The 24,544-nt window shown below is 70.7% G+C and carries 21 protein-coding genes and 4 tRNA genes; 15 read left to right on the top strand and 10 right to left on the bottom strand.

The annotated features are described in order from the left end of the window. Nucleotide 1 precedes the first annotated feature (1 nt). The gene (locus ACYVF4_RS00890; RefSeq protein WP_460718825.1) at nt 2-1,120 is read left to right on the top strand and encodes an alkaline phosphatase family protein; all 1,119 of its coding nucleotides are present in this window, start codon (nt 2-4) and stop codon (nt 1,118-1,120) included. 4 nt (nt 1,121-1,124) lie between these two features. On the opposite strand, the gene sepH is transcribed toward ACYVF4_RS00890, so the two are convergent. Continuing rightward, on the bottom strand, nt 1,125-2,135 hold the full coding sequence (gene sepH / locus ACYVF4_RS00885; protein ID WP_460718823.1) for a septation protein SepH: 1,011 nt from the start codon (nt 2,133-2,135) through the stop codon (nt 1,125-1,127). A 208-nt stretch (nt 2,136-2,343) separates the two neighbouring features. Between sepH and ACYVF4_RS00880 the strand changes: the two genes are divergently transcribed. After that, nucleotides 2,344-2,637 carry a DUF4193 domain-containing protein gene (locus tag ACYVF4_RS00880; RefSeq protein ID WP_460718821.1) on the top strand — a complete coding sequence of 98 codons (294 nt, stop codon included), beginning with the start codon at nt 2,344-2,346 and terminating at the stop codon, nt 2,635-2,637. Here the strand turns inward: ACYVF4_RS00880 and ACYVF4_RS00875 are convergent. After that, nucleotides 2,612-3,109, bottom strand: coding sequence for a DUF3093 family protein (locus ACYVF4_RS00875; protein WP_460718819.1), 498 nt, complete (start codon nt 3,107-3,109; stop codon nt 2,612-2,614). The two genes, ACYVF4_RS00880 and ACYVF4_RS00875, sit on opposite strands and share 26 nt — an antisense overlap. Nucleotides 3,110-3,121: 12 nt before the next feature. Between ACYVF4_RS00875 and dut the strand changes: the two genes are divergently transcribed. The 5 genes from dut to dxs all read left to right on the top strand — a co-directional run bounded on the left by dut (nt 3,122) and on the right by dxs (nt 9,843). Beyond that, nucleotides 3,122-3,574 (top strand): dUTP diphosphatase, encoded by a 453-nt coding sequence (dut, locus tag ACYVF4_RS00870; protein ID WP_460718817.1) that lies wholly within the window; start codon nt 3,122-3,124, stop codon nt 3,572-3,574. Further along, nucleotides 3,571-4,167 (top strand): DUF3710 domain-containing protein, encoded by a 597-nt coding sequence (locus ACYVF4_RS00865; protein ID WP_460718815.1) that lies wholly within the window; start codon nt 3,571-3,573, stop codon nt 4,165-4,167. The genes dut and ACYVF4_RS00865 overlap by 4 nt, the downstream gene beginning before the upstream one ends. A gap of 2 nt (nt 4,168-4,169) precedes the next feature. Further along, on the top strand, nt 4,170-4,916 hold the full coding sequence (locus ACYVF4_RS00860) for a DUF3159 domain-containing protein (RefSeq protein WP_460720705.1): 747 nt from the start codon (nt 4,170-4,172) through the stop codon (nt 4,914-4,916). Between the two features lie 50 nt (nt 4,917-4,966). After that, the gene (locus ACYVF4_RS00855; protein WP_460718813.1) at nt 4,967-7,795 is read left to right on the top strand and encodes an aconitate hydratase; all 2,829 of its coding nucleotides are present in this window, start codon (nt 4,967-4,969) and stop codon (nt 7,793-7,795) included. Between the two features lie 95 nt (nt 7,796-7,890). After that, nucleotides 7,891-9,843 carry a 1-deoxy-D-xylulose-5-phosphate synthase gene (gene dxs, locus ACYVF4_RS00850; RefSeq protein WP_460718811.1) on the top strand — a complete coding sequence of 651 codons (1,953 nt, stop codon included), beginning with the start codon at nt 7,891-7,893 and terminating at the stop codon, nt 9,841-9,843. 29 nt (nt 9,844-9,872) lie between these two features. On the opposite strand, the gene ACYVF4_RS00845 is transcribed toward dxs, so the two are convergent. The 5 genes from ACYVF4_RS00845 to ACYVF4_RS00825 all read right to left on the bottom strand — a co-directional run bounded on the left by ACYVF4_RS00845 (nt 9,873) and on the right by ACYVF4_RS00825 (nt 16,031). Beyond that, nucleotides 9,873-10,586 carry an SPFH domain-containing protein gene (locus tag ACYVF4_RS00845; RefSeq protein ID WP_460718809.1) on the bottom strand — a complete coding sequence of 238 codons (714 nt, stop codon included), beginning with the start codon at nt 10,584-10,586 and terminating at the stop codon, nt 9,873-9,875. A gap of 229 nt (nt 10,587-10,815) precedes the next feature. Further along, nucleotides 10,816-12,960, bottom strand: a complete 2,145-nt coding sequence (locus tag ACYVF4_RS00840) for a 3-hydroxyacyl-CoA dehydrogenase NAD-binding domain-containing protein (protein ID WP_460718807.1) — start codon at nt 12,958-12,960, stop codon at nt 10,816-10,818. A gap of 12 nt (nt 12,961-12,972) precedes the next feature. Next, on the bottom strand, nt 12,973-14,178 hold the full coding sequence (locus ACYVF4_RS00835) for a thiolase family protein (protein ID WP_460718805.1): 1,206 nt from the start codon (nt 14,176-14,178) through the stop codon (nt 12,973-12,975). 73 nt (nt 14,179-14,251) lie between these two features. Then, nucleotides 14,252-15,451, bottom strand: a complete 1,200-nt coding sequence (locus ACYVF4_RS00830; protein WP_460718803.1) for an HRDC domain-containing protein — start codon at nt 15,449-15,451, stop codon at nt 14,252-14,254. Next, nucleotides 15,444-16,031, bottom strand: a complete 588-nt coding sequence (locus ACYVF4_RS00825; RefSeq protein WP_460718801.1) for a DUF3000 domain-containing protein — start codon at nt 16,029-16,031, stop codon at nt 15,444-15,446. Before ACYVF4_RS00825 ends, ACYVF4_RS00830 begins: the two co-directional genes overlap by 8 nt. A gap of 25 nt (nt 16,032-16,056) precedes the next feature. On the opposite strand from ACYVF4_RS00825, the gene ACYVF4_RS00820 reads away from it, so the two are divergent. Beyond that, on the top strand, nt 16,057-17,280 hold the full coding sequence (locus ACYVF4_RS00820; RefSeq protein ID WP_460718799.1) for an alpha/beta hydrolase: 1,224 nt from the start codon (nt 16,057-16,059) through the stop codon (nt 17,278-17,280). Between the two features lie 24 nt (nt 17,281-17,304). Here ACYVF4_RS00820 and ACYVF4_RS00815 read toward each other — a convergent pair whose 3' ends face one another. Further along, nucleotides 17,305-17,739: a SufE family protein gene (locus ACYVF4_RS00815; protein ID WP_460718797.1), complete on the bottom strand. Its 435-nt coding sequence runs from the start codon at nt 17,737-17,739 to the stop codon at nt 17,305-17,307. Between the two features lie 106 nt (nt 17,740-17,845). Here ACYVF4_RS00815 and zapE point away from each other — a divergent pair, with 106 nt between their 5' ends. Further along, nucleotides 17,846-18,874 carry a cell division protein ZapE gene (gene zapE, locus ACYVF4_RS00810; protein ID WP_460718795.1) on the top strand — a complete coding sequence of 343 codons (1,029 nt, stop codon included), beginning with the start codon at nt 17,846-17,848 and terminating at the stop codon, nt 18,872-18,874. Nucleotides 18,875-19,048: 174 nt separating this feature from the next. Next, a complete protein-coding gene (locus ACYVF4_RS00805; protein WP_460718793.1) occupies nt 19,049-20,272 on the top strand; it encodes an ammonium transporter in 1,224 nt (407 codons plus the stop codon). A gap of 218 nt (nt 20,273-20,490) precedes the next feature. Here ACYVF4_RS00805 and ACYVF4_RS00800 read toward each other — a convergent pair. Further along, nucleotides 20,491-20,563 (bottom strand) — tRNA-Val (locus ACYVF4_RS00800). A gap of 154 nt (nt 20,564-20,717) precedes the next feature. On the opposite strand from ACYVF4_RS00800, the gene ACYVF4_RS00795 reads away from it, so the two are divergent. The 5 genes from ACYVF4_RS00795 to ACYVF4_RS00775 all read left to right on the top strand — a co-directional run bounded on the left by ACYVF4_RS00795 (nt 20,718) and on the right by ACYVF4_RS00775 (nt 23,671). Further along, nucleotides 20,718-20,790 (top strand) — tRNA-Gly (locus ACYVF4_RS00795). A gap of 50 nt (nt 20,791-20,840) precedes the next feature. After that, a tRNA-Cys gene (locus ACYVF4_RS00790) sits at nt 20,841-20,914 on the top strand. 27 nt (nt 20,915-20,941) lie between these two features. Further along, nucleotides 20,942-21,016 (top strand) — tRNA-Val (locus ACYVF4_RS00785). A 100-nt stretch (nt 21,017-21,116) separates the two neighbouring features. Next, entirely contained in the window at nt 21,117-23,123 is a 2,007-nt protein-coding gene (thrS, locus tag ACYVF4_RS00780; protein WP_460718791.1) for a threonine--tRNA ligase, read from the top strand. Further along, the gene (locus ACYVF4_RS00775) at nt 23,120-23,671 is read left to right on the top strand and encodes an HIT family protein (protein ID WP_460718789.1); all 552 of its coding nucleotides are present in this window, start codon (nt 23,120-23,122) and stop codon (nt 23,669-23,671) included. Before thrS ends, ACYVF4_RS00775 begins: the two co-directional genes overlap by 4 nt. Nucleotides 23,672-23,689: 18 nt before the next feature. Here the strand turns inward: ACYVF4_RS00775 and pdxY are convergent, their stop codons facing one another. Further along, complete coding sequence (pdxY, locus tag ACYVF4_RS00770) at nt 23,690-24,541, bottom strand: pyridoxal kinase PdxY (RefSeq protein WP_460718788.1); 852 nt, start codon at nt 24,539-24,541, stop codon at nt 23,690-23,692. Nucleotides 24,542-24,544 lie beyond the last annotated feature (3 nt).

The raw sequence follows: 24,544 nt of genomic DNA, 5'->3' as shown, positions 1-24,544 counted from the left end.
GATGTCCCTCAGCCTACCCGCGGACCCCTCCGGCTCCCGGAGCCTCACCGGCCTCGTCGGCGAGATGGCCGCGGCCCTCGACGGCGAATCCACGTGGTTCGGTCCTGCGCGCAGTGCGATCGTGTTCGTCGTGGACGGGCTCGGCGCCCGCAATCTGTCCGCTCGCGCGGGCCACGCACGGTTCCTCTCACGGGCCGCCGGCAGGCGCGCGACGGCCCGGACCGTGTTCCCGAGCACCACGGCCAGCGCACTGTCGAGCCTGCTGACGGGGCGAGGCGTGGGGGAGCACGGCATCGTCGGCTACCGCGCCCGCATTCCCGGCACGGCGCGGGCGGCCAATCAGCTGCGCGGGTGGGACACCGGTGAGCTGCCCGAGGGGTGGTTCCGGTCGACGTCGCACACCGAGGGCGAGCGGCCGTTCTTCGCCGTGTCGAAGGCGGAGTACCAAGGCACGGGATTCACCGCCGTCACCCTCGGCGGCGCCCGCTTCCACGGGGTGGACGACCTGGAGGAGCGCGTGGCGACCGCCGCGGACCTCGCCGCCACGACCCCCGGATCGCTCACGTACCTGTACACCCCGGACCTGGATGCGCTGGGTCACCGGCTGGGTTGGGAGTCCGACGAGTGGACGGCGGCGCTGGAGCGGGTGGACGCGGCGGCCGCGGACCTGCACCGTCGCAGTGGCACGGAGGTCGGCGTGGTCGTCACGGCCGACCACGGCATGGTCGACGTCCCCCGGCATCGCCACGTGCTGCTCGGCGACGGCGACGGCCTGACCGACGGCGTGATGCTCATCGGCGGCGAGCCGCGGATGCTCCACCTGTACGCCGAGCCGGGCGCCGAGGCCGGGGTCCTCGAGCGGTGGCGGGGCGCCGAATCGCACCGCTCCTGGGTGATGTCCCGCGACGAGGCGGTCGGCGCCGGGCTGTTCGGTCAGAGCGTGGCACCCGAGGTGCGTGCGCGGATCGGCGATGTCCTCGTGGCCGCCCGCGGGGGCATCGCGTACTACGACGACCGAGAGAGCGACAAGGGACCGCAGCGGATGGTCGGCCAGCACGGCTCGCTGACGGACGAGGAGCGCGTCGTCCCGCTCATCCCCCTGGGGGCGTTCGCGCCCTGACCGATCAGTCGTCGGTCCGGGCTCCGAAGACGATCTCGTCCCACGACGGCATGGACGTCCGTCCCTTGCGTCGACCGCCCTCGGCGACGGCGGTCGCTTCGCCCGGCGCGTCGGCGCCGTCGTCATCGACACGGCTCTCGGGGGCGTCGAAGAGGGCGACCGGCGAGGACGACGACACCTGTGCCGCTTCGTCGGCGCCGGGCAGCGGCTCCCGCTGACCGCGGCGGCGCCGGAGCGCCTCGAGCAGGTCTGCGGTCTCGGCCGACGTCGCGACCGGCTCGCTGCGGCGCTTGATCGCGGCCTCCTGCGCGGGCGTGGGGGCCACCGGCAGCTCGGGCGCCTCGACGTCCGCCTCCGGGTGGCGACGGGGGCCGAATGCGCCGCTGTCGAAGCGGGAGTCGTCCTTGGCCGGAGTCGCATCCAGCGCGCGGAGGCGGGGGATGAGCCCCTCCGGCAGCGACCCCTGTCGCGAGAGCTGAATGGCGTCGGCGTTCTGCGGGGTGAGCGTGCTGCGGCGGGGCTCGAACCCCCAGCGCGCGTCGTGATCGATGTCGCCGGCGGTGAACTCGAGCTTGACGACCCAGCCCGCCTGTTCCTTCCAGCTGGTCCACCGCTCGCCGACGGCGCCGGCCTCGCTCAGCTTGGCGCGGACGGCGGCACCGAAGGTGTGCTGCGCGTCCGCCTCGAAGTCGCCGCCCAGCAGCACCGGCACCGCCAGCGCCTGACCCACGACGTGCTCGCGCTCTGCCAGCACCGGACCCTCGAAGCGCTGGACGTCCTCGATGCGGGCGCCCAGGAGCTCGGCGACCTCGCGAGCGGTCATGCCCGCCCGGATGTGCGCCTGGACCTCTCGCGGACTCGGGCGGGTCGCCCCGGCGTCGGCGTGCTCGTCCCGGCGGGCGCGGCGCAGTTCCGCGCGAAGCACTTCGTCCACCGCGAGCGAGAACCTGTCACCCGCCTCGGTCGCCAGGACGAGACGGTCGTCCTCGGTGCCGATGACCTTGAGCTGTTCCATGCGAACGCCTCTCCATCCAGCCATGTGCGCCCATGCTGTCACAGCGCCTGGCCGAGGCCGGGAATATCACGGGCGCGCCGCCCGTTTGCCCGATCGCAGCGCCCGCACCCGGATCCGCATTTGCGATTCATCCGCCGGTCATGCAAACTATGGCCGCCCGAACCGGCGGGCGCACCCCCGCACCTCCTGGAAGTAGAGACATTCACGCATGGCCACCGACTACGACGCCCCCCGCAAGACCGACGACGACAGCGAGTCGATCGAGGCTCTGAAGGAGCGCGTTCCCGACAAGATGTCGGGGTCGGTCGATGTCGAGGACGCCGACAACCCCTCGGGTTTCGAGCTGCCGGGTGCGGACCTGTCGGACCTGGAGCTGGACGTCGTCGTGCTGCCGCCGCAGGAGGACGAGTTCACGTGCATGAACTGCTTCCTCGTCAAGCACCGGTCGCAGCTCGACCACGACGGCGCCGACGGCCCTATCTGCCGGGAATGCGCCGCGTGACCTCGGCCGCCTGAGCCCGCCGCACCGCGGCGGCCAGGCGATCCGGCGTCCGGGAGGACAGCACCCACGACGGCGCCGGGTCGTCCGGATCGGTGATCGGGACGACCAGCACCGGCTCGATGCCGCCGCGGATCACGTGGAACGACCGCGGGTCCAGACCGACTCCCCGCGCCGCGCGCGCAGCATCACCCTGAAGGACCCGCGGCGCGCCGAGAAGACCGACGTCGATGCGCGCTCTTCCGGCGCGCAGGACGCCTTGCGAGACCTCGATGACGGGGGACAGCAGCACCATCGCCGCCACCAGCGCGACGCCGACAGCTGCTCCCGCGGTGAGCGCGAGCGCCCTGTCCAGCGGCGCCAGCACGAGGGCCGCCATCGGGGCGGCCACCGCGGCGGCCGCCAGGACGCGCAGGGACGGGCTCAGCCGCTCCCGGTAGCGGGGAGCGGAGTCTTCGCCGGATGCGTTCTGCATTACCCTCGTTGCGTGTCTGAAACCGTGGACGTCCCCATTATCGCGTCGGCGGCCCCCGTGTACGCCCACCCCGGCGACGCCGGCGCCGATCTGACCGCGGCCGAAGCGGTGCGGCTCGCCCCTGGCGAGCGCGCGCTCGTCGGCACGGGCGTGCGCATCGCCCTGCCCGACGGCTACGTCGCCTTCGTGGTGCCGCGCAGCGGACTGGCCGCCAAGCACGGCATCACGATCGTCAACGCTCCCGGAACCGTCGATGCGGGCTATCGGGGCGAGATCAAGGTGTCGCTGCTGAACACCGATCGCGCCGAGCCCTTCGACATCGCCGTGGGGGACCGGATCGCACAGCTGATCGTCATGCCGGTGCCGCGCGCGAGGTTCATCCCCGTGGACGAGCTGCCCGGCAGCGTCCGCGGCGAGGGCGGTTTCGGCTCCACCGGCTACCAGAGCAAGGAGGCCCGCGTATGAGCGAGATCATCCCCGACGACCCCCAGGGCAAGAGCGCGCCCGCCGGGCGGGCGGAGTCCGGCCCCTTCGACGAGAGCGAGGCGAACCCCGTCCGCCCCTACATCGACCTGGGCGGCATCAAGGTCCTGCCCCGCGAAGGGCTCAACCTGCGCCTGGAGGTCGAGGAGCAGACCAAGCGGATCGTGGCGGTCGGACTGGACTACGCCGGATCCACGCTGCAGGTCCAGCCGTTCGCCGCTCCCCGCTCCAGCGGGCTGTGGGATGAGACCCGGGAGCAGATCCGCGGTCAGATCCGCCAGCAGGGCGGGCGTGTCGAGGAACGCGACGGGCCGCTCGGACCCGAGCTGCTCGCCGAGGTGCCCGCCGCCGCCGCCGACGGGACGGCCGGCATGCGCCTCGCCCGCTTCGTGGGCGTGGACGGGCCCCGATGGTTCCTGCGCGGCGTCATCGGCGGCGCGGCGACCTCCGACGTCGAGGCGGCCGAGCGGGTCGAGGACCTCTTCCGCTCGATCGTCGTGGTCCGCGGCGGCTCGCCCATGCCGCCGCGCGACCTCATCCCGCTGCGCATGCCGGCGACCCCCGGCTCCGCGTGAGTGTGACCCCGCCCGCGCCCGAGGATCCCGGGACGCCGCGGGAGGAGCCCGCCTCGCCGTCCGACCTCCTCGGCGCGGCGCTGGGGAGCGCTGCGCGCCGTGCCGGAATCGACCCCGCCCGCCACGCCGGCACCGGCCACGTCGTGTGGTCCGCCATGGGCGGCTGGCGCGGCATCCTGGAGTCGGTCCTTCCCAGCCTGGCGTTCGTGGTGATGTGGACGCTCACGCTCGACCCGCAGACCTCCCGCGGGCATCTGCCGCTGAGCCTCGGGCTCTCGGTGGGTCTGGCCGCGGTGTTCACGGTCGTGCGGCTGCTGCAGCGCTCGCAGCCGAGCGCGGCCATCGGCGGCCTGGTCGCGGCCGGTGTCGCCGCCGCGCTGGCGCTGTTCACCGGGCGAGGCGAGGACACCTTCGTCCCCGGCTTCATCACCAACGCCGTGTACGGCTCGGCCTTCCTCGTCTCGGCCCTCGTGGGCTGGTCGCTCATCGGCCTGGCCGCCGGCTTCCTGATGGGGGAGGGCACCGCGTGGCGCGCCGACCCGCGCAAGCGCCGCACGTTCTTCTGGCTCGCCATCGCGTGGGCGGGGCTGTTCGCGGCCCGCCTGATCGTGCAGCTGCCGCTCTACTTCGCCGGCGACGTCACGGCGCTCGGCACGCTCAAGATCGTCATGGGCCTGCCGCTGTTCGCGCCGATGGTCGCCGTCACATGGCTTGCGGTCCGAGCCCTCTATCCCCGACGATCTACCTGATACGTTTATCTCGACATCAAGATAAACCTCCGCCGACGAAGGAGACACGCGTGTCCACGGTTGACAGCTTCGGTGCCAAGGGCACCCTGACGGTCGGCAGCACCGACTATGAGATCTTCCGCATCGAGACGGTGGAGGGCTACGACAAGCTCCCGTTCAGCCTGAAGGTGCTCCTCGAGAACCTGCTTCGCACCGAGGACGGCGCGAACGTCACCAAGGAGCAGATCCAGGCGCTCGGGTCCTGGGATGCCGCGGCCGAGCCCGACACCGAGATCCAGTTCACGCCCGCGCGCGTGGTCATGCAGGACTTCACCGGCGTGCCCTGCATCGTGGATCTCGCCACCATGCGCGAGGCCATGGCCGCGCTGGGCGGCGACCCGAGCCGCATCAACCCCCTTTCGCCCGCGGAGATGGTCATCGACCACTCCGTCATCGCGGACCTCTTCGGCACCGAGAACGCCCTCGAGCGCAACGTCGAGATCGAGTACGAGCGCAACGGCGAGCGCTACCAGTTCCTGCGCTGGGGCCAGACGGCGTTCGACGACTTCAAGGTCGTGCCGCCGGGGACCGGCATCGTCCACCAGGTCAACATCGAGCACCTCGCGAAGGTGATCTACGACCGCGAGGTGCAGGGCGTCCTGCGCGCGTACCCGGACACCTGCGTGGGCACCGACTCCCACACCACGATGGTCAACGGCCTGGGCGTGCTCGGCTGGGGCGTCGGCGGCATCGAGGCCGAGGCCGCGATGCTCGGCCAGCCGGTGTCGATGCTCATCCCGCGCGTGGTCGGCTTCAAGCTCACCGGCTCCATCCCCACCGGCGTCACCGCCACCGACGTGGTCCTGACCATCACCGACATGCTCCGCAAGCACGGTGTCGTCGGCAAGTTCGTCGAGTTCTACGGCGAAGGCGTCGCCTCGGTCCCGCTGGCCAACCGCGCCACCATCGGCAACATGAGCCCGGAGTTCGGCTCGACCGCCGCGATGTTCCCGATCGACGACGTCACGATCGACTACCTGCGCCTCACCGGTCGCAGCGAGCAGAACCTCGCCCTGGTCGAGGCGTACGCCAAGGCGCAGCACCTGTGGCACGATCCCTCCCGCGAGCCGGTCTTCAGCGAGTACATGGAGCTGGACCTCTCGACCGTGGTGCCCTCGATCGCCGGGCCCAAGCGCCCGCAGGACCGCATCGAGCTGTCTCGCTCCAAGGAGCAGTTCGAGGCCGATCTGACCAACTACGCCGATGTCGACCACGACCTCGTCGACCTGACGATCTCGGAGTCGTTCCCGGCATCCGACCCGCCCGGGCTCTCGCCCGAGGACGAGGGCAGCCACCACGAGCACCACCACCACTCGCACGCGCCGGCGACGGTCAGCAAGCCCACGCGCGTGCAGCTGGCCGGCGGCGAGGCGTTCACGCTCGATCACGGCGCCGTCACGATCGCCGCGATCACCTCGTGCACGAACACCTCCAACCCGTCGGTGATGCTCGCGGCGGGCCTGCTCGCGCGCAACGCCGTCAAGAAGGGGCTGAAGGCCAAGCCGTGGGTGAAGACCACGCTCGCTCCCGGGTCGAAGGTCGTCACGGACTACTACGAGAAGGCCGGCCTGACGAAGGACCTCGAGGACCTCGGGTTCTTCACTGTCGGCTACGGCTGCACCACCTGCATCGGCAACTCCGGGCCGCTCATCGAAGAGGTGTCGGCGGCAGTCAACGAGAACGACCTCGCCGTCACGGCGGTGCTCTCGGGCAACCGCAACTTCGAAGGTCGCATCAACCCCGACGTCAAGATGAACTACCTCGCCAGCCCCCCGCTGGTGATCGCCTACTCCCTGGCCGGCTCGATGAACTTCGACTTCGAGACGGACGCGCTCGGCAAGGACCGCGACGGCAACGACGTGTTCCTGCGCGACATCTGGCCCGACGCCGCCGAGGTGCAGGCGACCATCGACTCGTCCATCAACGAGGAGATGTTCACCCGGCAGTACGCGACCGTGTTCGCAGGTGACGAGCGCTGGCAGAACCTGCCGACGCCCACCGGCGACGTCTTCGAGTGGGACGAGTCCTCGACCTATGTCCGCCGCCCCCCGTACTTCGAGGGCATGACGATGGAGCTCACCCCGGTGGCCGACATCGCCGGCGCGCGCGTGCTGGCCACTCTGGGCGATTCGGTCACCACCGACCACATCAGCCCTGCCGGCAACATCAAGGCCGACAGCCCCGCCGGGCAGTACCTCGCTGCGCACGGCGTGGACCGCAAGGACTTCAACTCCTACGGCTCGCGTCGCGGCAACCACGAGGTCATGATCCGCGGCACCTTCGCGAACATCCGCCTGAAGAACCTGCTGGTGAGCGCCGTCACCGACGGCGCGGTCGTCGAGGGCGGCTACACCCGCGACTTCACCCGTGAGGGCGGACCGCAGTCGTACATCTACGACGCCAGCCAGAACTACCAGGCCGCCGGCACTCCGCTGGTGATCTTCGGCGGCAAGGAGTACGGCTCGGGTTCGTCGCGCGACTGGGCGGCCAAGGGCACCAGCCTGCTGGGCGTGAAGGCCGTGATCACCGAGAGCTTCGAGCGCATCCACCGCTCGAACCTGATCGGAATGGGCGTGGTGCCGCTGCAGTTCCCCGCGGGCGAGAGCTGGGAGTCGCTCGGCCTGGACGGCACCGAGATCGTGTCCATCACGGGGCTCGAGCAGCTCAACGAGGGTGTCACTCCGAAGACGGTGCACGTCACCGCCGCGCCCAGCGAGTTCTCGGCGCCCGGCAAGGCGACCGTCGAGTTCGACGCCGTCGTGCGCATCGACACGCCCGGTGAGACGGACTACTACCGCAACGGCGGCATCCTGCAGTACGTGCTGCGCTCGCTCGTCTGAGACGTATCACACCGACGGGCCGGGGGTCTCCTCCCGGCCCGTCGTGCTGTGCCCGGATAGACTTGGCCGGGCCAACAGTCGCGAAAGGAGCGAGGATGTCGCTGCTCGCACGCATCACGGGTCCCCGCGATCTGGACGCGCTCACCGCGTCCGAGCTCTCCGAACTCGCCGACGAGATCCGAGCGTTCCTGATCGAGAACGTCGCCCGCACCGGCGGCCACCTCGGGCCCAACCTCGGCGTCGTGGAACTCACGATCGCCCTCCACCGGGTCTTCGACTCCCCGAACGACCCGATGGTCTTCGACACCGGGCATCAGTCCTACGTGCACAAGCTGCTGACCGGACGGCAGGACTTCTCGTTGCTGCGCAGTCGCGGCGGGCTCGCCGGCTACCCGCAGCGCTCCGAGAGCGAGCACGACGTCGTGGAGTCCTCCCACGCCTCCAGCTCGCTGAGCTGGGCGGACGGGATCTCGCGCGCGCTCACGCTCACCGGGCGCCGCGACCGTCATGTCGTCGCCGTCGTCGGCGACGGCTCCCTCACGGGGGGCATGACGTGGGAGGCATTGAACAACATCAGCGACGACAACGACCGCAATCTCGTAATCGTCGTCAACGACAACGGCCGCTCGTACGCCCCGACGATCGGCGGCATGGCGCGCTACTTGAACCGCGTGCGCACCGCGACGACGTACCGCACGCTCCGTCAGGGCTCGGACCGCTTCTTCCGCCTGCTGGGCCCCGTGGGGCGCGCCGTGTACCGCGGGGTGCGCGGTGGCACGCACGGGTTCCTGTCGCGGTTCACCAACAACGCCGCGCTCTACTCGAACCTCGACATCAAGTACCTCGGGCCCGTCGACGGGCACGACCTGGAATCGCTCATCGAGACCCTCGAGTTGGCCAAGTCGTACGGCGCCCCCGTGATCGTCCACGCGATCACCGAGAAGGGCCGTGGCTACCAGCCCGCACGGGACGACGAGGCCGATCAGTTCCACGCGGTCGGCCGCATCGATCCCGTCACCGGGCAGACGGTGGGCGCGGCGAGCGGCTCGACCGCCTGGACGGACGTGTTCGCGGACGAGCTCGTCGCCGTGGGGGAGGACCGCGACGACGTCATCGCGATGACCGCCGCCATGCTCCGCCCCACGGGCCTGCTGCCCTTCGCCGAGCGCTTCCCCAGCCGGGTCTACGACGTCGGCATCGCGGAACAGCATGCCGTCGCGTCCGCAGCCGGGCTCGCGTTCGGGGGACTGCACCCGGTCGTCGCGATTTACGCGACCTTCATGAACCGGGCCTTCGACCAGGTCCTCATGGACGTCGCGCTGCACCGCGCGGGCGTCACGTTCGTGCTGGACCGTGCGGGGGTGACCGGCCCCGACGGGCCCAGCCACCACGGCATCTGGGACCTCGCGATGCTCCAGATCGTGCCGAACATCCGCATCGCCGTTCCCCGTGACGCCGCGACGCTCCGCGAGGAGCTGAACGAAGCCGTCGCCGTCGACGACGCCCCCACCGTCCTGCGATTCCCCAAGGGCACCGTCAGCGCGGACCTGCCCGCACTCGAGCGCCTGGCCGACGGCGTCGACATCCTCGCGCGCTCGGATGCGCAGGACGTCCTCATCGTGGGGATCGGCCCCATGGCGCACATCGCCGTCGACGTCGCCCAGCGCCTGCGCGCGCAGGGGATCGGGGCCACCGTGGTCGACCCCCGCTGGGCGGTGCCCGTGCAGCCGTCGATCGTGGAGCTCGCGGCAGCGCACCGCCTCGTCATCACCATCGAGGACGGCATCCGGGTCGGCGGCATCGGCACCCGCGTGCGTCAGGTGCTGCGCGAGGCAGGCGTGGACACCGCCGTCGACGAGCTCGGCGTGCCGGACACCTTCATCGACCACGCCAGCCGCGAGCAGATCCTCGAGGATGCCGGCCTCACGGCCGCCAAGATCGCCCAGGACGTGGTGTCCCAGGTGCTCGGCACCCGCATCCCCGTCGCGCGCGCGGCCGTCCACGAGCTGCCCGACGTGCGGGAGTGGTCCGCGGCCCGACCGCAGTAGCGACGCCGACGGGGCTCAGCCGACGGGGGTCAGCCCACGGGGCTCAGCCGCGCGGCGTACACGGCGGACGCGGCATCCCACGAGTCCTGCGGACCCACCGGACCGCCGCGCAGGGCCTGCGAGAGCAGATAGCCGTCGGTCAGCGCGTCGCCCGTGACCATGACCGCCAGGAGCTCGATGCCGCACTCGCGGCGGACCGTCTCGGCGCAGTCGGCCACGACATCGGCGGACAGGCCGGCGTTGTCGGGCAGCACGGCGCCCGGCAGAGTATGCACGCGATCGCGCAGGGCGGCCCCGACGATGTTGCCGGCCCGCTCCCGGCCGTCGACGACGTCGAGCTCCAGCACGCGCAGGTCGTGACCGGACACGAACGGACGCCAGTCGAAGGACGCGTGCACCAGGTGCTGGTGGCCGTCGGCGCCCGTCAGGGCACGCGCCGGCAGGTCGGTGGACCGCGCCCGGACATCGACCATCCGGTACCAGGCGAGGATCGGGAAGGCGCCGTGCGTGCCAGGACGCAGGACCACCACCTCGCCGCGACCGTCCCCGCCCGCCCGTGAGCCCTTCCGGATGATGGGCCTGCCGTTGCGCGTGCGGATGGCCGCGGAGCCCTCGTCGATCGTGACGAGGAAGAGCTTCATGAGCGCGGGGACGACCACCAGCAGCGTCAGGGCCGCCCCGCTCGTCTTGACCAGCACGCTGAGCGCGCTGCCGCTGAACATCCCGCTGATGGCATCCAGCATCCGGTCATGCCCTCCGTTCGCGCCGTGACGGCGACGATGCCAGGATGCCGTGCCCCGAACCCCCGAACGTCCGCCGAGGGCCTTCTCGGGCCAGAGTTCACCGATCCGTCCCGGACCGTTCGGTGCCACGTCCCCGCGGCGGCACTTGGCCGACGCCCCCGGTGCCGAGAAGCGCGCGAGCGCGCAAGACTCGAGGGAGTCTCGCGCGCTCGCGCGCCTCTGGCTGCGGTCAGCCGCCGACTCCTGCGATCACCGGGTGGTGGAAGGTGTCGCCGAAGGCGCGCTCGGACGCCCCCTCGCGGTCGAGGTACGGCGAGGCGCCGCCGTCGATGAAAGGCCAGCCCGCACCGAGGATGAGGCACAGGTCGATGTCCTCGACCTCGGGCACCACGCCCTCGTCGAGCATGATCCGGATCTCGTGCGCGAGACCGTCCTGCACGCGGCGCAGGATCTCGTCCGCGGATGCCGGCGAGGAGCCGACGGCGGGACGCAGCACCTTCTCGGCGGCCTTGGTCCAGCCGGTGACCCGCCCACCCTTGTCCTTTTCCACGACCTGGTCGAGCTCGGCCAGGTCGTGGAAGTTCTCGTTGGCGTAGAAGCGCTCGGGGAACGCCCGCACCATCGTGTCCTGGACGTGGGCGGCGACCTTCCAGCCCACCAGGTCGATCAGCTGGAACGGCCCCATCGGCAGGCCGAGCGGCACGAACGCCTTCTCGACGTCGTCGACGGGGGTCCCCTCGTAGACGGCGCGCGCGGCCTCGCCCATGACCTTGGCCAGCAGGCGGTTGACCACGAACCCGGGCGCGTCGGCGGTGAGCACCGCGTTCTTGCCGAGGCCCTTGGCCACCACGAACGCCGTCGACAGCGCGGCATCCGACGTCACCGGCGTCTTCACGACCTCGATCAGCGGCATGACGGCCACGGGGTTGAAGAAGTGGAACCCCACCAGGCGCTCGGGGTGGGCGAGCTTCGCGCCGATCTCGGCGACCGACAGCGACGAGGTGTTGGTGGCGAGGATGGCGTCCTCGGCGACGATCGCCTCGATCTCGCCGAAGACCTGCTGCTTCACGCCGACCTCCTCGAAGACGGCCTCGATGACGAAGTCGCAGTCCGCATAGAGGCTCTTGTCCGTGGTGCCGGTCACCAGCGCCTTCAGCCGATTGGCGGTGTCGGCATCCAGGCGGCCCTTCTGCTCGAGCTTGCCGATCTCGTCGTGGATGTGGGCCACGCCCTTGTCCACGCGCGCCTGGTCGAGGTCGGTGATGAGAACGGGAACCTGCAGCTTCCGCACGAACAGCAGCGCGAACTGGCTCGCCATCAGTCCCGCGCCGATCACGCCGACCTTCGTCACCTTCTTGGCCAGCGACTTGTCGGGTGCGCCCACCGGCCGCTTCGCGCGCTTCTGCACGAGGTCGAAGGCGTACATGGATGCGGCGAACTGGTCTCCGGCGACGAGCTCGGCCAGCGCCTCGTCCTCGCGGGCGAATCCCTCGGCCCGGGTGCCGCCGCGCGCCTTGTCCAGCAGGTCGAGCGCGACGTAGGGGGAGCGGGGGACCGTTCCGATTCTGGACTCCAGCATCGAGCGGGCCATCTTCACGGCGATGGGCCACTTGGTCAGGCGCTCGATCTTGCCCGGCTCGTTCTTGCGGACCACCTTCGTCTTCCCGGCGAGGACGCCGTCGGCCCAGCGCAGCGAGTTCTCGAGGAAGTTCGCCGCGGGGAAGATCGCGTCGACGATCCCCAGGTCGAACGCCTGCTGCGGCTTCAGCATCCGGTTCTGCTTGAGCGGGTTGGAGATGACGACCTCGAGGGCGTTCTCGATGCCGATCAGATTGGGCAGCAGGTACGCGCCGCCCCAGCCCGGGATGATGCCGAGGAACACCTCGGGCAGCGCGATCGCTGCCGCCGAGGAGTCGACGGTGCGATAGGTCGAGTTGAGCGCGATCTCGAGACCGCCGCCGAGGGCGAGGCCGTTGACGAACGCGAAGGTCGGAACGCCCAGCTCCGAGAGCCCGCCGAGCACGTGGTGGCCGAGCTGGGCGATGAGCCGCGCGTTGTCCTTCGATCCCACGCGCGAGATGTCCGACAGGTCGGCGCCCGCGGCGAGGATGTACTGCTTGCCGGTGATCCCGACGGCGTGGATCTCGCCGCCCGCGGCCCGTGCCCGGAGCGTGTCCAGGGTCGCCCCGAGCTCGGTCAGCGTGGCGGGGCCGAGGGTGTTGGGACGGGTGTGATCGCGTCCGTTGTCCAGGGTGATCAGCGCCAGCACCTTGCCGGAGGGAAGGGTGATGTCCCGCACGCGGGAGTGCGTGACGACCTCGCCGTCGGCGAGGGCCTGCAGGGGCGAGAAGTCGATGGTGTCGTAGTTCGTCATCCGTCCGTGCCCTTACTTGCGCTTCTTACCGTCGTAGTGCGGGTTCTCCCAGATGACCGAGCCGCCCTGCCCGAGGCCCACGCACATCGCGGTGAGGCCGTAGCGGACGTCCGGGCGCTCGGCGAACTGGGCAGCGAGCTGGATCATCAGCCGCACGCCCGAGGCAGCCAGGGGGTGACCGAAGGCGATCGCCCCGCCCCACGGGTTCACCCGGGGGTCGTCGTCGGCGATGCCGAAGTGGTCCAGCAGCGAGATCACCTGGATCGCGAAGGCCTCGTTGAGCTCGAACAGCCCGATGTCCTCGATGGAAAGCCCCGCCTTGCGCAGCGCCTTCTCGGTCGAGGGGATCGGCCCGATCCCCATGATCTCGGGCTGGACGCCCGCGTAGGCGAACGAGACGAGGCGCATCTTCGGCTGAAGTCCGAGCTCCTTCACCGTCCCGCCGCCGGCGAGCAGCGACATCGTCGCGCCGTCGGTGAGCGGCGAGGACGTGCCCGCGGTCACCCGGCCGTGCGGGCGGAAGGGCGTCTTCAGCGCCGCGAGATCGGCCATGGTCGTCTGGGGACGGCGGCCCTCGTCCTCGGTGGCGAGACCCCACGACCCGTCGGTGTCCTTCACCGCGACGGGCACGAGGTCCGGCTGGATTCTGCCGGCGTCGTAGGCGGCCTGCACCTTGTGCTGGCTGAGCATGCCGAAGCGGTCCGACCGCTCCTTGGTCAGGTGGGGGAAGCGGTCGAAGATCCGCTCCGCCGTCACGCCCATGTTCAGCGCACCCGGGTCCACCATCTTCTCGGCGACGAACCGCGGGTTGGGATCGGCGTTGCCGCCGATCGGGTGGTGACCCATGTGCTCGACGCCGCCGGCCAGGGCCACGTCGTACATGCCCACGCCGATGGATGCCGCCATCGTCGTGACGCTCGTCATGGCGCCCGCGCACATGCGGTCGATCGCGAACCCCGGCACGGTCTGGGGCAGCCCCGCCAGGATCGCGACGCTGCGGCCGAGGGTCAGCCCCTGGTCGCCGGTCTGCGATGTCGCGGCGATGGCGACGTCGTCCACGCGCTCCGCCGGCACGGCGGGGTTGCGCTCCATGACTCCGATCGTCGCCTTGACGGCGAGATCGTCGGATCGGGTGTTCCAGTACATGCCCTTCTCGCCGGCGCGCCCGAACGGGGTGCGCATGCCGTCGATGAAGAAGACGTCCGAAAGCTCGGCCACACTGCCTCCAATGGTTGGGATGCCGAAAGACTAGGAACCGCTCTCGGAGCGCTCCGAATCGGTTGGCCGCAACCTACGAAGCGGCTTCCGCGCCCTCGCCGGGCTCTTGCACGGATTCCACAAAGGCATCGACGATCACCTGTACAGTCTGCGCAATCTGCCACTCGCGCGCGCCGAGTTCGCGCAGCGCATCGGCGACCGCCTCGGACTCGAGCGGAGACGGGGGAGACCACGCGACACGGCGCAGGGTCTCGGGCGTCAGCAGGTTCTCGGTCGGCATCGCCAGCTCGGCCGCACGCCCCTCGACGGCCGGACGGGCCGCCTTCAGGCGGGCATCCGCCTCGGGGTTGCGATCCGCCCACGCCCGCGGCGGCGGCAGCGCGTCGCCCCCGCGGGCGCGCTCGAGCGGCAGGTCGGTGCTGGCCCGCCCCGCCTGGATGGCATCCCACCAGCGGTCGATCTGGCTCCGGCTGGCACGGCCGGTGAACTCCTTCACGCCCGCGAGCGCCTGCTTGGACGCGGGGTCGGCCAGCACCGCGGCCACGAGCGCGCGATCGGGCACCAGCCTTCCCGGGGCCACATCCTGCTCCTGCGCGTACGCCTCGCGCGCCAGCCACAGCTCCCGCGCCACCGCCAGCGCCCGGCGGCCCCTCACGGTGTGCAGGCCGCTGAGCCGGCGCCACGGATCCTCGCGCACGGGCTTCGGACGACGTTCGAGCACCGCCGCGAACTCCTCCGCGGCGAACGCGCGCTTGCCCTGCTCCTCGAGCTCGGCGACGAGGACGTCGCGCACGTCGACCAGGTGGAGGACGTCGAGTGCGGCGTACTCCAGCCAGGACTGCGGCAGCGGGCGCGTGGACCAGTCGGATGCGGAGTGGGCCTTGGCCAGGGCGATGCCGAGAGTGTCCTCGACGACGGCGCCGAGCCCCACGCGCTCGTGACCGAGCAGACGCGCAGCCAGTTCGGTGTCGAAGATCTCCCGCGGCTCCAGCCCGAGCTCCCGCAGCGACGGCAGGTCCTGGCTCGCGGCGTGCAGCACCCACTCCTCATCGCCGATGGCATCCTGCAGAGCCGTGAAGTCGCCGATCGGCGGGGGATCGAATAGGAACACGCCCGCTCCGCGCCGGAACACCTGGATCAGGTATGCGCGCTGGGAGTAGCGGAAGCCGGAGGCGCGCTCGACGTCGACGGCGACCGGGCCCTCACCCGCGGCGAGGGCGGCGCACGCGGACGCGAGCCCCGCGGCATCCGCGATGACGATGTACTCAGCCACGCGGCGACCTGCGCGATCCGAGCATGGCGATCCCTTCCGACCCGGGCGGGAGCCCTGCGAGCATGCACACCACCTCAGCCCATGCTTCCACATGCGCCGCGAGGGATCCCTCGGGCGACCACGAGGCGCGCAGTTCGATCTGGGCGCCTTCACCCTCGGCGGCGAGCGACCCGAAGCCCTTCGAGAGCGTCTTGGTGGAGGTGCCCGATTCGGAGTGGTAGACGGCGCCGCGGGTGCCCAGCGCGTCGGTGAGCCACGACCACGCGACATCCGCCATGAGGGGGTCGGTCCCGAGGTCGGGTTCGAGGGGCGCCTGCGCGAAGCACACCACGCGCCAGGGCCCGTCCCAGGGACCGGGCTCGTCGGGGTCGTGCAGCAGGATGAAGCGCCCCGTGCCGTAGGCCGACTCGCCGTCCTCGTCCGGCCGGACGTCGGCCGAGAGTGCGAGGGCGTAGGGGGCGAGCCCCGAAGGTGCGGGGATGCGCTCGACGATCAGATCGTCCCGGAAGCGCACCGCGAGGATCTCGTCCACCGCCGCGTCGAATGCGGTCGGCGTCTCGCCCGCACCATGCTCAGCCACCCGCACAGACTAGAGTGGGGCCGCGATGGTCGACTCCAGGCGCGCCGCGAGCGGCGCCTCTCCCGCCGTGATCGCCGGCCTGCGGGCGGCGGTCACGGTGCTCAGCGCGTCCCTCGCCCTCGCGAGCGCGGCCCTGGCATATGCCTCCCTCCGCATGGCGCGCAAGGTCGTGACGCCTGCCGCGCGCATCCCGGACACGCGCATCCTCGCCCTGGACACCGCTGCGCAGACGATCACGCTCACCCGCACCCCCGACACCGTCCTGCCGGGGCGCTACGGGCTGTTCACGCGCGGCTCGGCCGAGTACCTCAAGCTCGGATCCGTGCTGTCCGAGGATGAGCTGAGCGTGACCCGGAAACTGCTGACGCACGTGCCGGCGACGGCCCGGCTCGAGCCGGAGGCGTCCTTCAGCGGCTGGTACTACGACCGTCCCGAGCAACTGCACCTGCCCTTCAGCCCGGAGCTGATCGGCGCCGGTTCCGGCCCGTGCCCCGCGTGGCTCTTCCCCTCGGGAAGCGGCGAGGTGTGGGTGATCCATATCCACGGCCGGGGCGCCACGCGCGCCGAATGCCTGCGCGCCGTGCCCGTCTTCCACGCGCTCGGCATCACGTCGCTGCTGGTCAGCTACCGCAACGACGGCGAAGCGCCGCGCAGCCGCGAGGGCACCTACACGCTCGGCGCGACCGAGTGGCGCGACGTCGATGCCGCCGTCGGCTTCGCGCGCCGCCGCGGCGCCCGCCGCATCGTGCTCATGGGATGGTCGATGGGCGGCGCCATCGCGCTGCAGCTGTCGCTGCACTCCGCCCACCGGTCGGCGATCGCCGGCGTGGTGCTGGAGTCCCCGGTGATCGACTGGCGGGTCGTCCTGGACTACCAGGCTCACGAGCAACGGATCCCGCCCGCGGTGGCCAAGCTCGCCGTCGGTGCGTTGCGCACCGAGTGGGCCGCCCCGCTGACGCATGCGGGCGGGGCCATCCCGTTCGACCGGCTCGACATCGTCGCCCGCGCGTCCGAGCTGCGGCATCCAGTGCTCATCCTCCACAGCGACGACGACGGCTTCGTCCCCTCCGACGCCTCGCACGACCTCGTCGTCGCGCGGCCCGACCTGGTCCAGATGCGGGTGTTCGACGTCGCCCGCCACGCGAAGCTGTGGAACTACGACCAGGAGCGCTGGAGCACCGGCATCCGGCAATGGCTCGAGCAGCACGCGCTGACCGAGTCGACTCCCGACGAGGCGATCCCGGAGTGAGCCTCCCCGAGTGAGGCGGCGGCGTCAGTCCGCTAGAGCGCGGGCCTGACGCTTCACGCGTCGCAGCATTCCGGCCATCCCCGCCAGGCGCAACGGCGAGACCGCGGTCTCGAGCCCGAGGGTCTGCGGGAAGTCGTCCGGGACGGCGAGCACCTGGTCGGTCGCCAGGCCGTCGACCGAGCGCACCAGCATCCCCGCGAAACCCCGCGTGGTGGGTGCCTGCACCGGGGCGACGGCGTACAGCTCGACCGCCGCAGGGGAGCCCTCGACGCGCACGAAGACGGGGGACTGGCACTCCGTGACGCGTTCGAAGAGGTCCTCGCGTCCGCGCAGGCGCTCCGGCACCGGCGGCAGGTCCCGGCCGAACTCCAGCAGCAGCTCGAGCCGCTCGGACGGCGGGAGGGCGGCGAAGTCCTCGCGGAGCTCAGCCAGTGCGTGGGGGAGCGGGGCCTCGGTCATCGCTCCATCTTGCCGCGAGGGGAGACGAGCGGGGCGAACGCAGCGGGTCGGTGGCGCGGGTGCCGCGTGGCCGAGGACGCTCCGTGCGCCGTAGGGTGGACTCGACATGAGCGCCGCAGGTTCCGGGATCGTCCACCTCACCGACCGCAATCCCGAACTGGCCGGGGCCGAGATGGTGGCCGCGCTGACGCCGCCGCCCCAGTTCGCCGGCGCGACCTTCGACTCCTACCGCGCCGACGCGCAGTACCCGTCGCAGCAGGAGGCCAAGGAGCTGCTCATGGCCTTCGCGGGCGTCGGCGCGCCCGCCGCGCGAGGCGGGTTCTTCCGGCGTCCGAAGCGGCTCCCCGAAACCAAGCCCGGCGTCTACCTCGACGGCGGCTTCGGGGTTGGCAAGACCCACCTGCTCGCCGCCGTCTACCACGCCATGCCGGCTCGCCGGAAGTACTTCGGGTCCTTCATCGAGTACACCGCGCTCGTCGGCGCGCTCGGCTACAAGAACACCGTGGAGCTGTTCCGCGGCACCGAGCTGCTGTGCATCGACGAGTTCGAGCTGGACGATCCGGGCGACACCATGGTCATGACGCGGCTGCTCGGAGAGCTGGTCGCATCGGGCACCAAGCTGGCGGCGACCTCGAACACGCCGCCCAACGCGCTCGGCGAGGGCCGGTTCGCCGCACAGGACTTCCTGCGGGAGATCCATGCGATGGCCGAGAGCTTCCGGACGATCCGCATCGACGGAACCGACTACCGCCATCGCGCTGTCGACGGCCACGCCGTGGCGCTCGACGAGGCCGGGTACGACGCCGCGATCGCCGCGGCTGCCGCCGCGTCGGTCGCCAGCGACGACGACTTCGGTCGGCTCGTCGCGCACCTCGCCCGCGTGCACCCGTCACGCTACATCCGCCTCATCGACGGCGTCGGCACCGTCGGGCTCCGCGACGTGACGGTGTTCGACGACCAGTCCTCGGCCCTGCGCTTCGTGGCGTTCGTCGACCGGGTCTACGACGCCCAGATCCCGCTGCGCGCCACCGGCGTCACCCTTGACCGCATCTTCCCCGACGAGATGCTGGCCGGCGGCTATCGCAAGAAGTACCTGCGCGCGGTCTCGCGGCTCGTCGCGTCGACGCTCGCCTGACTCCGCGAAATGTGATGTTTACGTCGGCGCCCATGCCGTAACGACGCCGAAACACGACTCGCCCCCCGGCGGAAACCGCGGCTCGGGACACTGGGCATCGCCCGGAACAGCCGCGACCCGACCTGCGGCCTCATCCGGCGCCTCGAGTAACACGACACATGGATGAGGAATCTCATGGATAGCGGAAATTTCGCGTGGTCGATCACAGCAACCGCGTTGGTTCTGTTCATGACCCCGGGCGTGGCCTTCTTCTACGGCGGACTGGTGAAGGCCAAGAGCGTCGTCAGCATGATGATGATGAGCTTCGGCGCCCTCGGTCTGATCAGCGTGCTGTGGATCCTCTACGGATTCAACATGAGCCTCGGGGGCGGCACGTTCGCCTTCTCGGGCAACCCCTTCTCGGACTTCGGACTCGGCGGAGCCGACAGCGCGACGCTGGTCGGCGCGACCTTCGGCGCGACGTTCGCCATCATCACCGTCGCCCTGATCTCGGGCTCCATCGCCGACCGCGCCAAGTTCGGCTCGTGGATGCTGTTCGCCGGCCTGTTCGCGACGATCGTGTACTTCCCTGTCGCGGCCTGGGTGTGGGGCGACGGCTGGATCTTCAACTGGGGTGACAACACCGGCCTCCCGGCGGTCATCGACTACGCCGGCGGCACCGCCGTGCACATCAACGCCGGCGCCGCCGCTCTGGCGCTGGCGCTCGTCCTGGGCAAGCGGATCGGCTTCCAGAAGGGCATCCAGAAGCCGCACAACGTGCCGCTGACGCTGCTGGGCGCCTCGATCCTGTGGTTCGGCTGGTTCGGCTTCAACGCCGGCGCCGAGGGCACCTTCGGCCTGCTGGGCGAGGACAACACCGGTGCGGGCCTGATCGTGGTCAACACCCTCGGTGCCACCGCCGCGGCGATCCTCGGCTGGCTGATCGTCGAGAAGCTCAAGGACGGCAAGGCCACCTCGGTGGGCGCCGCCTCGGGCGCCGTCGCGGGCCTGGTCGCGATCACGCCCGCGTGCGCCAACCTGACGCCCGGCTGGGCCCTGCTGCTCGGCGCGCTCGCCGGCGCCGTCTGCGCCCTGGCCATCGAGCTGAAGTGGAAGCTGGGCTACGACGACTCGCTCGACGTCGTCGGCATCCACCTCGTCGGCGGCCTGATCGGCACCCTCTACCTGGGCTTCTTCGCCACGGGGACCGGCCTGTTCCTCGGCGGCGGCGCGGGCCAGCTGCTCTCGCAGGTCGTCGCGGCGCTGGGCGTGCTGATCTACTCCTTCGTCGTCGCGCTGCTGATCGGCTTCGCGATCCAGAAGACGCTTGGCTTCCGGATCAAGAACGAGGACGAGCTCGCCGGCGTCGACACCGTCGTGCACGGCGAAGAGGGCTACCTGCTCGACGAGCGCGTCTGATCTCGGCGCACAGCACGACGGCGGGGCGTGCCGGTCTTCGGACCGGGCGCCCCGTCGTCGTGCGCGGCGCTGCTTGGCGGAACCGGCGACCCAGGGGATTCGCCGCGAGACCGGGGGCGTGGTCCTGGGGTTCGCGGTCGATCCCCTGGTTCGCGGGCGGGCGAACACGCGCCGCACGACGAAGCCCCCGGGATTCACGATCCCGGGGGCTTCTGCGGTGGGCGATACCAGACTCGAACTGATGACCTCTTCCGTGTGAAGGAAGCGCGCTACCAACTGCGCCAATCGCCCGTGCACCCGAGGGGCACGAGAGACGATCCTACCGGATGCCGGAACCCGCCGCCGACCATCGGGACGAACACTCCCGGGGTGCGTCTGGTTTTGCATGACGCCGAGGATCGGCTAGAGTCTTTCAAGTGCCCGGGAGAGATTCCGGGAACGAAATGCGGATGTAGCGCAGTTGGTAGCGCATCACCTTGCCAAGGTGAGGGTCGCGAGTTCGAGTCTCGTCATCCGCTCGAGTGCGGGGATCCCTCGGGATCGTCAACACGTGGGTCGAACCACACACGGTGGCGTGGCCGAGCGGCTAGGCACCGGCCTGCAAAGCCGTTTACACGGGTTCGAATCCCGTCGCCACCTCCACTCCCGGTCCCGACCGGAGCACGACTCGGGCGATTGGCGCAGCGGTAGCGCGCTTCCCTGACACGGAAGAGGTCACTGGTTCGATCCCAGTATCGCCCACCACCTGAAACCCCCGGTCCGCCGGGGGTTTCGTCGTCTTCCGGCGAGGCTCGCCCCGGCGGGCCGGTAGCCTGGTGGTCCCCGCTTGTACAGGAGATTCGCTGTGACCGATGCCGCCGTCCCCTCGGACGTGACCTTCCCCGCCGACGGCTTCGCCCTCTTCCCCGACCGCACCGTGATCGCACTGCGGGTCAACGGCCGGCTGATGGATCTCGCGACGACCGTGACCGCCGAGGACGACGTCGAGCCGGTGACGGCGGACAGCCCCGACGGCCTGGACATCCTGCGCCACTCGACGGCACATGTGCTGGCCCAGGCGGTCCAGCGCGTGAAGCCGCAGGCGAACCTCGGCATCGGTCCGCCGATCGAGAACGGGTTCTACTACGACTTCGGCGTCGCCGAGCCGTTCACCCCGGATGACCTCAAGGCGATCAAGAAGGAGATGGAGCGCATCGTCCGCGAGGGCCAGCGCTTCGTGCGCCGCGTCGTCACCGAGGACGAGGCGCGCGCCGAGCTCGTCGACGAGCCGTTCAAGCTCGAGCTGATCGGGCTGAAGGGCAGCGCCGCTTCGACGGAGGGAGCCTCGGTCGAGGTGGGGGCCGGCGAGCTGACGATCTACGACAACGTCACCCGCGACGGCGAGACCGCGTGGAAGGACCTCTGCCGCGGTCCCCACGTGCCGAGCACCCGCATGGTCGGCAACGGCTGGGATCTCACCCGCATCGCCGGCGCCTACTGGCGCGGGAGCGAGAAGAACCCGCAGCTGCAGCGCATCTACGGCACGGCGTGGCCCACCAAGGACGAGCTGCGCGCCTATCAGCACCGCCTCGAGGAGGCGGCCAAGCGCGACCACCGCAAGCTCGGCAAGGAGCTCGACCTCTTCTCGTTCCCGGACGAGATCGGCTCTGGGCTGTCGGTGTGGCACCCCAAGGGCGGTGTCGTCCGCGGCGAGATGGAGCAGCACGCCCGCCGTCGCCACGTCGAGGGCGGCTACACCTACGTGTACACGCCGCACATCTCGAAGGAGGATCTGTTCCTGACCTCCAACCACCTCGTCACCTACCGGGAGGGCATGTTCCCCCCGATCCGCATGGATGAAGAGGTGGACGAGGACGGTCACGTCGTCAAGCAGGGCCAGGACTACTACCTCAAGCCCATGAACTGCCCGATGCACATCCTGATCTACAAGGAGCGCGCGCGCAGCTATCGGGACCTGCCCATGCGGCTGGCCGAGAACGGGACGGTGTACCGCAACGAGCTCTCGGGCGCCCTGCACGGGCTGACCCGCGTGCGCGGTTTCACGCAGGACGACTCGCACCTGTTCGTCACCCCCGAGCAGCTCGAGGGCGAGGCGACGCGCGTGCTGGAGTTCGTCATCTCGATGCTGCGCGACTTCGGGCTGGAGGACTTCGAGCTCGAGCTGTCGATGCGCGATGACGAGAAGGGCAAGTGGATCGGGACCGAGGAGTTCTGGGACTACTCCACGAACGCCCTCCGCAACGTCGCCCTGGCCAGTGGGCTCAAGCTCACCGAGGTTCCGGGCGAAGCCGCCTTCTACGGGCCGAAGATCGACCTCAAGACGCGCGACGCCATCGGCCGGACGTGGCAGCTGTCCACGGTGCAGGTCGACCCGAACCTGCCCGAGCGCTTCGGCCTGGAGTACACCGGCTCGGACGGCGAGAAGCATCGCCCGATCATGATCCACCGTGCGCTGTTCGGCTCCATCGAGCGCTTCTTCGCGATCCTGCTCGAGCACTACGCCGGCGCGTTCCCGGTGTGGCTGGCGCCGGTGCAGGTGATGGGCATCCCGGTAGCGGACGAGTACGCCGACTACCTGGGCGGGATCGTCGACCGCCTGCGCGGCGCGCAGGTTCGCGCCGAGATCGATCTGAGCGATGACCGGATGCAGAAGAAGATCCGCACGCACACCACCCAGAAGGTGCCGCTCATGCTGATCGCGGGGGAGCAGGACCGCTCCGCCGGGACGGTGTCCTTCCGCTTCCGCGACGGCACCCAGCTCAACGGCATCCCCGTGGATGAGGCCGTCGCCCGCGTGCGGGGGGCCATCGAGGGCAAGGTCCTCGTCGACACCGCCGAGGACCTGCCGTGAGCGAGCAGGTCCACGACACCGGGACCGAGACCGAGGCCGACCTGGCCGGGGTCCCCGACGGCTTCCAGCGCCTGTGGACGCCGCATCGCATGGCGTACATCGCGGCGGGGCCGGAGGTGCTCCGCGAGACGTGCCCGTTCTGCGCGGCGCCGGACAAGTCCGACGCGGACGGGCTCATCGTCGCCCGCGGCCGGACGGCCTACGTGCTGCTGAACCTCTTCCCCTACAACTCCGGCCACGTGCTGGTGTGCCCGTACCGGCACATCGCCACCTACGACCAGGCGACGGCTGAGGAGGTGGCCGAGATCGGCGACCTCACCCAGACCGCGATGCGGGTGCTGCGCGAGGTGTCGCGGTGCGACGGGTTCAACATCGGCATGAACCAGGGAGCGGTGGCCGGGGCCGGTGTGGACGAGCATCTGCACCAGCACGTCGTTCCCCGCTGGTCGGCCGACGCGAACTTCTTCCCGATCATCGCCCGCACGAAGGCCCTGCCGCAGCTGCTCGGCGAGGTCCGCGCCGCCGTCGCCGAGGCGTGGCCGGCCTGATCCCGGGGCGGGGCGCGCTCAGCCCAGGCGCGCGACCTCGAACTGCAGGCGAGGCTCGGCATAGAACTGCTGCGCCTCGATGAGCTGCAGCTCGCGCTCGCCCGAATCGAGCGTCGCCTGCAGCAGGTCGAACACGCTCGAGGTCGTACGCGCCAGCGCCGCCCGGGCGTCTCGTTCGCGCCGGTAGTGGGCGGTGAACAGCGCCGCGGTGACGTCCCCCGAGCCGTTCGCCTTGAGGGGCAGCCGCGGCGTCGTCACGATCCAGGCGCCGTCGTCGTCCACGACCAGCATCTCGATCGAGCCTTCCGGCGCACCGGGGCGCACGACGCTGGTGACCAGGACGGTTCGCGGGCCGCGGGCGCGCACGCTCTCGACCGCGTCGAGCGTCTGCTCGAGCGTGTCCACCGGCATCCCCGTGAGGAACCCCAGCTCGAACTGGTTGGGGGTGATGATGTCGGCGGCCGGCACCACGCGATCGCGAAGCAGGTCCGGGATCGCCGGAGCAACGAAGCATCCGGACGTCGCGTTGCCCATCACCGGGTCGCACGCGTAGACCGCGCCGGGGTTGGCGGCCTTCACGCGCGCCACGGCGTCGAGGATCACGTCGGCGATCCCCTCGCTGCCCTGGTAGCCCGACAGGACGACATCGATGTCGCCGAGGACGCCGCGCTCCTCGATCCCGAGGATGACCTCGTGCACCTGCTCCGGAGCGATGAGGGGTCCCCGCCAGGCACCGTATCCGGTGTGGTTGGAGAAGTTGACCGTGTAGACCGGCAGCACCTCGACGCCGATGCGCTGCAGGGGGAACACCGCCGCGGAGTTGCCGACGTGGCCGTAGGCGACCGCAGATTGGATCGAGAGGATCTTCACCGC

It is taken from the genome of Microbacterium aureliae, assembly GCF_054780155.1.
Note: the sequence above shows the minus strand (reverse complement) of the source record. Positions and strands in the feature narration are given on the sequence as shown.